This window comes from Actinomyces glycerinitolerans (genome assembly GCF_900098745.1).
GTDB lineage: Bacteria > Actinomycetota > Actinomycetes > Actinomycetales > Actinomycetaceae > Actinomyces > Actinomyces glycerinitolerans.
In genome coordinates, this window is record NZ_FQTT01000001.1 from 742,922 (window position 1) to 751,861 (window position 8,940).

The 8,940-nt window shown below is 64.6% G+C and carries 5 protein-coding genes and 1 pseudogene; 2 read left to right on the forward strand and 4 right to left on the reverse strand.

Annotated features, from left to right (window positions below; translation table 11 throughout):
- Positions 1–101: 101 nt before the first annotated feature.
- From ACGLYG10_RS03140 to chvE, 4 genes are all read right to left on the reverse strand, one after another.
- A complete protein-coding gene (locus tag ACGLYG10_RS03140; protein WP_139240737.1) occupies positions 102–3,113 on the reverse strand; it encodes an immunoglobulin-like domain-containing protein in 3,012 nt (1,003 codons plus the stop codon).
- A 391-nt stretch (positions 3,114–3,504) separates the two neighbouring features.
- Positions 3,505–4,761, reverse strand: a complete 1,257-nt coding sequence (gene mmsB / locus ACGLYG10_RS03145) for a multiple monosaccharide ABC transporter permease (RefSeq protein WP_083565361.1) — start codon at positions 4,759–4,761, stop codon at positions 3,505–3,507.
- Entirely contained in the window at positions 4,758–6,320 is a 1,563-nt protein-coding gene (gene mmsA / locus ACGLYG10_RS03150; RefSeq protein WP_073327871.1) for a multiple monosaccharide ABC transporter ATP-binding protein, read from the reverse strand. Before mmsA ends, mmsB begins: the two co-directional genes overlap by 4 nt.
- A gap of 77 nt (positions 6,321–6,397) precedes the next feature.
- Positions 6,398–7,519, reverse strand: coding sequence for a multiple monosaccharide ABC transporter substrate-binding protein (gene chvE / locus ACGLYG10_RS03155; RefSeq protein ID WP_073327722.1), 1,122 nt, complete (start codon positions 7,517–7,519; stop codon positions 6,398–6,400).
- Positions 7,520–7,756: 237 nt separating this feature from the next.
- Between chvE and ACGLYG10_RS03160 the strand changes: the two genes are divergently transcribed.
- On the forward strand, positions 7,757–8,461 hold the full coding sequence (locus ACGLYG10_RS03160) for a hypothetical protein (protein WP_139240739.1): 705 nt from the start codon (positions 7,757–7,759) through the stop codon (positions 8,459–8,461).
- Between the two features lie 177 nt (positions 8,462–8,638).
- A pseudogene (locus tag ACGLYG10_RS15760) lies at positions 8,639–8,940 on the forward strand (hypothetical protein); the annotation flags it as partial.

Here is an 8,940-nt window from a genome sequence, read left to right on the forward strand (position 1 = left end):
GTTCCTTCTACTGCGGGGGCGGTCTCGCCCACGTGGTCGCATCGGTTGACGGGGCTGGGGTGAGGGGGGCGAGGCACGGCTGCGCCCCGCCCCCGGTGGGCTCAGGCGCGACGACGGCGCACGCTCACTGCGCCCGCACCGATGAGCACCAGGCCGCCACTGAGCAAGGCGAGGTCCGTGTTTGCGCCCGTACGAGCTAGGGAAGCGCCGGGCCGGCCCGGTTCCGCCTTCCCACTGCGCGACACCCTCTCGGCGACAGCGACCTCGGCCGGGGCGTTTGTGGAGGCGCTCGTGACGGGACCGTCACCCGGTTGGCCGCTACCACTTGCAGGAGCAGGGGATGGAGTGGCGGTCGGAGTCGTCGGCTCCACCGCGGTGGGCTCCGCCGTCGGCTCAGCGGTCGGTTCGGCTGTGGGTTCGTCGGCGGGAACGGCGACAGCGCCCTGTGAAGCGTTGACCAGGTTGTCGCGATAGCCGTCGTAGTGAGCGATGAGCGTGCCCGCAAGTCCCCCGGGCAGGGCGACGTCGGCCCGCCCATCGGTCAGAGCGACGGCCTGGCTCCAGTCGCCCAGCGTGAAGGTGACCGTACCGACGACGTCGCCGGAGTCGGCGGCGGTCACGGTAGCGGTGGCTCGTCGCCCGTCCAGAACGACTTCCGTGACGGAGTCGACGGCGTGTATTCCGCTCCAGGATTCCATTGCGTCCAGGATCGTCTGGGGAACGTTGACGAATGCGCCGTGACGCGGGCTGGAAGGCAAGCCCGTCTGTGCGTGGGGTGTCCAGCCGACCGTCTTGGACAGCCGGGAATCCATCGTCGAGGCGGCAATGGCGGTACCGGTTGTCACGAAGGGGACGTAACCGCCGTTGCCGTAGTTGTCGACGAGGAAGACGTAGCCGTCGCCCGTGTTGTTCGGGTCACCCTCGTTGAGCTTGACGATCTCCGGGCCCTCGCCCGCCTGACCGGTGAGCGGCGTGGTCATTGCGGTATCGACCAGCTGCCAACCGGTGGCCGGATCCGTGCCTGCAGAGGACTGGGTGGTGACCGAGGTCAGGACCCGGGACCGTTCCAAGAAGATGTCCTTGCCACGCTCCAGCCCATCGGCAGAACCGCCGTCCTCGTTCTTGGTGAAGCGGTAGTAGTAATCACCGATCTTCGTAACGGTTGAGTCGATACGGGCGTAACCCGTGTCCTGCCACACCTGCGGAGGGTAGGTGAAGGTATCGAAGTCGCGGGTCAGTACGTAGAACATGCGGGCGTGAGCGCCGGTAGAGGTGGTCATGTGGTCAACGTCGTCGTACAGGCGTGAGGCGAAGAAGACCACGTAGGACTGCAACGCATCGTCCCAGTAGACCTCAGGAGCCCAGGTCATGCCGGCCTCGGGCTGGTTGACCACAATGCCGGTATCGCCGTCATCCGCGTTGGTGCGCGTCCAGTTGACCAGGTCGGCGGACTCCCAGGCCTCAATCTTCAGCGAGCCCTTGGATTGGGCATCACCCCAGGAGGTGCCGCAGCCGATGCACAGATCGGTGGCGAGCATGTAGTACTTGTCGCCGTTTACCGAGCGCAGGATGTATGGATCTCGCAGGCCTTGCGTGTCGGTCTGCGACGCGACCGTCGGCTGGCCGCCGTTCGCCGGCGTGAAGGTGAAGAAGTCGTTTGTCGTCGTGTAGTCCTGGTATATCCGCTCGTTGCTGTCCGACTTGAAGTAGGCGGCTGCGTAGCCGACGTCGGGCGCACTGCGGCCCAGCTCAGCGACGGTCACGTCAAAGGTGCGCGTGGCGCTCTGCCCGCCCAGCGTGGCGGTGGCGGTCAGGACGACCTGTTTGTCCCCGGAGCCGTAGGCGGGCCGACTGACGATGCCGGCGCCTTCGAAGGGATCGGCAGAGCCGACGTCAGGAGCGGCATAGGCCGAGTCGGTCTCACTGATCACGGAGGGGTCGGAGGAGGTCCACGTGATCTGCGAGCCGTATCGGGCGCCTTCAGCAACCAGAGGCAGATTCTCGTAGGTGACCGACTCCAGCTTGATTGCTTCCAGTTCTGCGGCAAGGTGTGAGGCAACCTCGTCATCGGATATGGCCTTGACGGTGACTTCGAAGACGTAGGTCCGCCCCGCGGGGTCCGTTGCGGTCAGGGTGGACTGGCGATCCTGCGCGCCACGGGCGATCGTGCCATCCGCCGCGACGACGGCGGGATCAGACGAGGCCCAGGTCAGTACTGTGCCGCTGACAGCGGTGGGTGGAGTCAGGTTTTCCCTCACGTCTTCAAGGGAGGTGTTGGCGGCGAGGAGACGGAGCTCGATCTGCTCGGCAACGATGGCTTGGAAGACAGCCGCTCGCTCTGCGGCGGTCGGGACTGAAGCGGCAACCTCGGTGGGGGTGAGGGCATCGTCCCACAGCTTCATGTCCGTAACCGTTGCCTTAAGCAGGGCATCCGGCTCGTAGAGCGAGCGGCCGATGTAGCCCAGGACGTCGCCCTTGACGATGTCGCTCATTGATTTGCCGTGCTGGAGCTGGGATTCCTGGACGCCGTCGACATACAGGGTGATGGTGTCGCCCGAGGAAACCAGCGTGATCGTGGAAACGGCATCGGAGGCGAGACGTCCACCGGCGGGCACACGCTCCTCGCCATTGCCGCCGTCAGTCTTGACACGGATGCCGGATAGGATCCCGCCCTCACGCTCGCCGGAGGCGGGGTTGACAAAGACATGGTTCCCCAGTTGATTCGTGTTCCACGAGCCGATGCCGTCGCCGATGACCCAGCCGAACTGGTTGGCGACGGCTGCATTCGTCAAAGACATCTCTACGGTGAATTCGTTGTCGGTACCGGTTACAGCTCCTGCCGGCATGGTCGCATAGCCATTGCCATCGAAGACGAGGGACTCGTCGGCCGCATACACCTTGAAGTCCGAATCGTCTAGGCCCGTGAGCCGGGCGTCGCGACCATTGCCGGAGACGTCGATTAGTACGGAACCCGAGTGCGACATATCGTAGTGAGCCGTCGGGGCGGGAACCCCGTTGGCGGCCACTGCGGCAGGAACCGGGAGTGCCATACCGGCGGTCAGTAGAGCGGCACTCAGAACTCCAACCGCTGTGGTTGCGTGCTTAGCTTTCACGGACACGTTCCTCCCTTGGAAGGTGCACCAGCCGGGCGCCGTCGGCGCGAGAGCGGATGGACGGCGTCAAGCAGACTGTGATTGTCGCGGCCCAGGCCCACGCCAATGTGAACGTTCACGAACCGCACGTGCAGCATAGGCGATGTTTGCGCTAACAGCAAGGCTTCATACGGGCTCTTCACACGTCCGCTGCGACCCCGTCTCCTTCCGCTCGCCTCTCGACACACAGAACCACCGTCGCACATGCTCGGGAAGTTGGAAGGGCTCGTAGCCCCCATCCGGTCCACACTCCACGCAACTCCACGCGGCCGCGCGCATACACGAGGAGTGGCCGACAGCCGCTCCGGCTGCCGGCCACTCCTGTCGTCTCGACGGCGAGTGCGGAACCGCGTCACACGGCGCTGCGGCGTTTGCCGGCGATGTCCACGGCTACGGCAAGCACCAGCACCAGACCCTTGATGGCCTGCTGCCAGGCGGAGTCCACGGCCATGATTGACAGCCCCATGTTGAGCACACCCATGATCAGTGCACCGATGATGGCGCCGGACACCCGACCCACGCCGCCGGAGACGGCGGCGCCGCCGATGTAGGCCGCCGCGATGGCGTCCATCTCGTACAGGTTGCCGGCGGTAGAAACCGCGGCCCCGGCGCGCGAGGTGGTCACGATTGCCGCCAACGAGGCCAGGAAGCCCATGTTGACGAACACCATGAAGTCCACCCGCTTGACGTTAACGCCGGACAGGCGGGCGGCCTTGAGGTTGCCGCCGACCGCGTAGATGTGTCGCCCGAACACGGTCTTGTTCATGACGAAGGAGTAGATGAGGATCACCGCGCCGACGATCACCAGCACGATCGGCGTGCCGCCTGCCGAGTAGGCGAGCAACATTGTGAAGAAGCCGATGGCGGCGGCGAAGACCACCAGTCGCAGGGCGACTACACCAACGGAGTCCACCGCCCGGCCCGCGGCACGGTTGCGGCGGCGGGCACGTAGCTGCGTGAACACCAGCCCGGCAATGGCGACCGCGCCGATCAGGATGGTGACGCCGTCGTAGTTCTTGAAGTACCCCAGCCAGGCCGGCAGCGAGCCGTTGGCGATGGACACGAAGCTGGGCGGCAGTCCGGAGACGGTGCGCTGGACCAGCACCACCGTCAGCCCACGGAAGATGAGCATGCTGCCGAGGGTCACGATGAAGGCGGGGATCTCCATGACCGCCACCCAGAAGCCCTGCCAGCAGCCAATGAGCAGACCGATCACGATCGCCACCAGCACGGCCACCGGCCACGGCACCCCGGAGTTGACCACCAGCAGGCCGATGACACCGCCCACGAATCCGACAATCGAGCCGACCGACAGGTCGATGTGCCGGGCGATGATGATCATGACCATGCCGACCGCCAGGATCATCACGTAGGCGTTCTGCTGGATGAGGCTGGCGACATTGTTGGGCGCCAGCAGCAGCCCACCGGTGAGGATCTGGAAGAAGATGATGATCGCCACCAGCGCGGCCAGGATTCCGTACTGGCGGAGATTGCGGCCGAGGGACTCGCGCAGCTTGGCCCCGGCACCGGGGACATTCTCGCCACGCCCCGAGGCGCGCTCGACCTTGCTTTCCGACGTCGTGATGTCGGCTGAATTCGGCTGGCTCACTGCTCCGCTCCTTCCTGTTCCATGCGCGGCGCGGCCCCCCGGCCGGCGGCGTCCTTCTCGACGGTCATGAGCTTCATTAGGTTCTCCTGGGTGGCCTCGGCCCGGGGCAGTTGCCCCGTGATCCGGCCTTGGCTCATGGTGTAGATGCGGTCGCATATCCCCAGCAGCTCGGGAAGCTCGGAGGAGATGACGAGGATGGCCTTTCCTGCATCGGCCAGTTGGTTGATGATCTGGTAGATCTCATATTTGGCGCCGACGTCGATGCCACGGGTCGGCTCGTCGAGGATGAGGACATCGGGGTCGGAGAACATCCACTTGGCCAGGACGACCTTCTGTTGGTTGCCCCCGGACAGGGAGCCGACCGGCGTGGCGAGCGACTCCGTTTTGGTGCGCAGCTCGCGCCGGTAGCGTTCGGCCACCTCCTCCTCCGCGGCGTCGTCGACGATGCCGCGGGAGGAGACCTTGTTCAGGGCGGCAGCCGTGGTGTTGGTCTTGACGTCCTGGATGAGGTTCAGTCCGAGCACCTTGCGGTCCTCGGTGACGTAGGCCAGACCGTTGTCGATGGCCTGCCGCACGGTGGCGGTGGAGATCTCCTTGCCGTCCTTATAGACGTGTCCGGAGATGTTGGTGCCCCAGGAGCGCCCGAACAGGCTCATGGCCAGTTCCGTGCGTCCGGCTCCCATGAGGCCGGCGAGCCCGACGATCTCTCCGCGCCGCAACGTCAGGGCGGCGTCGTCGACGACGGCCCGGGCGGTGTCGATGGGGTGGTGAGCGGTCCAGTGTTCGATCCGGAGCACTTCCTCCTCTACATGCGGAGTGTGTTCGGGGAACCGGCTGGACAACTCGCGCCCCACCATGAGACGGATGATCTCGTCCTCGTCGATGGCGCCTTCTCCGTGCAGCGGGGCGGTGCCGACGGTGCGGCCGTCCCGGATGATAGTGGTGCGGTCGGCGACACCGGCCACCTCCGCCAGCTTGTGGGAGATCATCACCATGGTGATGCCGCGTTCGCGCAGCCCCCACATGAGGTCGAGCAGGTGGGCGGAGTCGTCGTCGTTGAGGGCGGCGGTGGGCTCATCGAGAATGAGCAGGCGCACGTCTTTGGACAGGGCCTTGGCGATCTCCACCAGCTGCTGCTGGCCGACGCCGAGGTCCGCCACACGGGTCTGCGGACGGATGTTCAGGCCGACCTCCTGAAGCAGTTTGGCGGCCGCCTCATTGGTGGCATCCCAGTCGATTACACCGCGGGTAGCCTTCTCGTTGCCCATGAAGATGTTCTCGGCCACCGACAGGTACGGGCTGAGTGCCAGTTCCTGGTGGATGATGACGATGCCGACGGCCTCGGAGTCGCGGATAGAGCGGAATTCACGGACCTGGCCGTCGTAGACGATGTCGCCGTCATAGGTACCGCGGGGCCAGACCCCGGACAGCACGTTCATCAGGGTGGATTTGCCGGCGCCGTTCTCGCCGCAGATGGCCAGGATCTCGCCGCGACGGACCTCCAGGTTGACGTCATCCAGGGCCTTGAAGGAGCCGAAGGCCTTGGTTATGTGCCGCATTTCCAGAATCGTGTCCGCGGACGACGACGCTTCCTGCGCGGGTGCGGAGGCACGCGGGGTCTTGGGGTCGGCGGTCATTACAGCCCCACCTCGGCGGCGGTGTAGTAGCCGGAGTCGACCAGGACCTCTTGGACGTTGTCGGCATCGACGGTCACCGGGTCGAGCAGGTAGGAGGGCACCACCAGTTGCCCGTTGTCGTAGGACTCGGTGTCGTTGACCTCGACCTCCTGCCCCCGGGCGATCTGGTCGACCATGGTGGCGCAACGCTCCCCGAGCAGGCGGGTGTCCTTGAAGACCGTCATCGACTGGCGGCCCTTCACTATGTTTGCGACGTTGGCCTGGTCGGCGTCCTGACCGGTGAGGACCGGCCAGTTGTCATCGTTGTAGCCGGCGGATGCCAGGGCCTGGCCCACGCCCAGGGCGATGGCGTCGTTCGGGGACAGTACGACGTCGACGCGTGTGGTGCTGGAGTAGAAGGAGTTGAGCCGGTTCTCCATCTCCGACTGAGCGGTGGTGTTGGACCACGCCTGGATTCCGATCGACTGCCAGTCGTCCACGCTGGAGGGCATCTTTCCCGACGGGCAGACCAGCTTGCCCGACTCGATGTAGGGGCTCAGCACGTCCCAGGCGCCTTCGAAGAAGAAGCGGGCGTTGTTGTCATCGGGGGAACCGGCGAAGGGCTCGAAGTTGAAGGGGCCGGAGGCGTTCTCCAGATCGAGGGCGTCGACGATGTACTGCCCCTGCATGGCGCCGACGTTGTAGTTGTCGAAGGTGACGTAGTAGTCCACCGCCTCGGTGTCCCGGATCAGGCGGTCGTAGGCAATGATCTTGATGCCCAGCCCGGCGGCGCTCTGCAGCACCGGCCCGAGCGCGGAGCCGTCGATGGAGCCGACGACGATCACGGCCGGGGACTTGTTGATCATCGTCTGGATCTGGGAGTTCTGCTGCTCGACCTTGTTGTCGGCGAACTGGAGCTCGACGGTGTAGCCGAGATCCTCGAGCAGCCGCTTGAGATTCTCGCCGTCGCGGCTCCAACGCTCCAGGTTCTTGGTCGGCATGGAGACGCCGATCAGCGCTCCTTCGCCGCCGCTGACGTCGCCGTAGTAGTCGGCCGTTCGCTCCGCGGTGCACGCTGCCAGCAGCGCCGCCGCTGCGAAGGACCCGCCCGCAATAAACGACCTGCGCGACAAATTCTGCATTGAGGCCTCCTCGCCTCGGGTGATGGGTCACGGATCCTGCGATCCATTTAGTTGCACGCTAGCACTTATATGGAGTCGTGACAACCCGCCAAGCGGGACCGGCGTTGCTCGCGCCCCAGGAGCAGCCGAGCCCCTGAGCCGGACCGCCACCATACCCGGAGCACTTGCGCGTGGCCTGCGGGAGTGTGAGACTTTGTAACGTCCTGATGACGAGCCCTTGCCCCTTAGGAGTCGCTCATGCGTCGTTTCCATACTGGTTCGCTCGGACTGCGTAGTGCTGCCGCAGGCGCGGCGGCGCTGCTTCTGGCTTGTGCGCCTCTGGCGGCGTGTTCGTCGGGCTCGGATGACAACCCCTTGAATATCCCCACCTATGATCCGGAGGCTGCGGCGTCGGCCGAGGCATCGGAGTCCGCGGCTGCTGCTGAGGCGTCCGCGTCGGCTGCTGCTTCCGCGGAGGCTGCCGGCGTGGTGACGGCGGAGTCGCTGTCCACCGACCGCTACGAAGTCACCTCCATCCCTGAGGACCTGGATGAGCAGCAGACCGAGGTACTCAAGGCCTTCATCAACTACGACCAGGTCACCTGGAACATCTGGTTCACCGGCACCGGCGTCGAAAACGCCGAACCACTCACCACATCCGAGGCATATCAGAGCCTCAAGAAGTACTACGAGCCTATCGCGGGCGAGACGGTGAATGGTGGTTTGCGTATAGCGATAATCTCCGTAGCTGTTACTACCCCCGATCTAGCCAGCACGCAGGCTGAAGTAAGGGTCTGTAGCGATCAGGCAGACCTGACTTCATATGACGCATCGGGAACGGAGAATACCGATCCCGAAACACTTCAAGGGCGCTACGAAAGAATCGTGACACTCGTCTATGAGGATGCAACGTGGCGTACTGCCGACGAACAAACGCTCTCCACAAACGAATGCTGGGCCTGAATCGTGGAGACTAGTCAAAAAAACGGCAAGCTCGCCACTATAATGGTTGCCTCACTTCTGCTTTCCCTTCTGTTTGGTCCTGATACGCCTTCGTATGCCGCGGGAGTTGGAGGGCGAAATAGTGCTGGTTCGTCTTCTGCGGCTTCTGGTTCGGTTTCGCAGGGCGGGGATGGTTCGGTGCAGATTGCGGTGTCTGCGCAGTACACGCCGGCCGGGGCGGACGGCTCCGGCGGTGATGGTGGCACGGTCTCCTCACAGGCGGTAACGGCGAGCGTGCATCCGGTTTGCTGGTACATGGAGGGTCTGTCGGGAGCTGAGACAGCTAAGTGGCTTGATTCACCAGACGGCGCAGCATCCGACATGTACCACCGCAACAATAACAATCCCGACCCGGAAGGGCTGGAGGAGCAGAAGGCTCGTTACCCCGATTATGAGTCCTATGCGGACGACGAGGAGGGCTACTGGTATGTGGCAACCTG

What these genes read in the sequence shown, in the direction of transcription:
- mmsA (WP_073327871.1), bottom strand. Translation starts at nt 6,320, where the DNA reads ATGCGGCACATAACCAAGGCCTTCGGCTCCTTCAAGGCCCTGGATGAC.
- chvE (WP_073327722.1), bottom strand. Translation starts at nt 7,519, where the DNA reads ATGCAGAATTTGTCGCGCAGGTCGTTTATTGCGGGCGGGTCCTTCGCA.
- ACGLYG10_RS03160 (WP_139240739.1), top strand. Translation starts at nt 7,757, where the DNA reads ATGCGTCGTTTCCATACTGGTTCGCTCGGACTGCGTAGTGCTGCCGCA.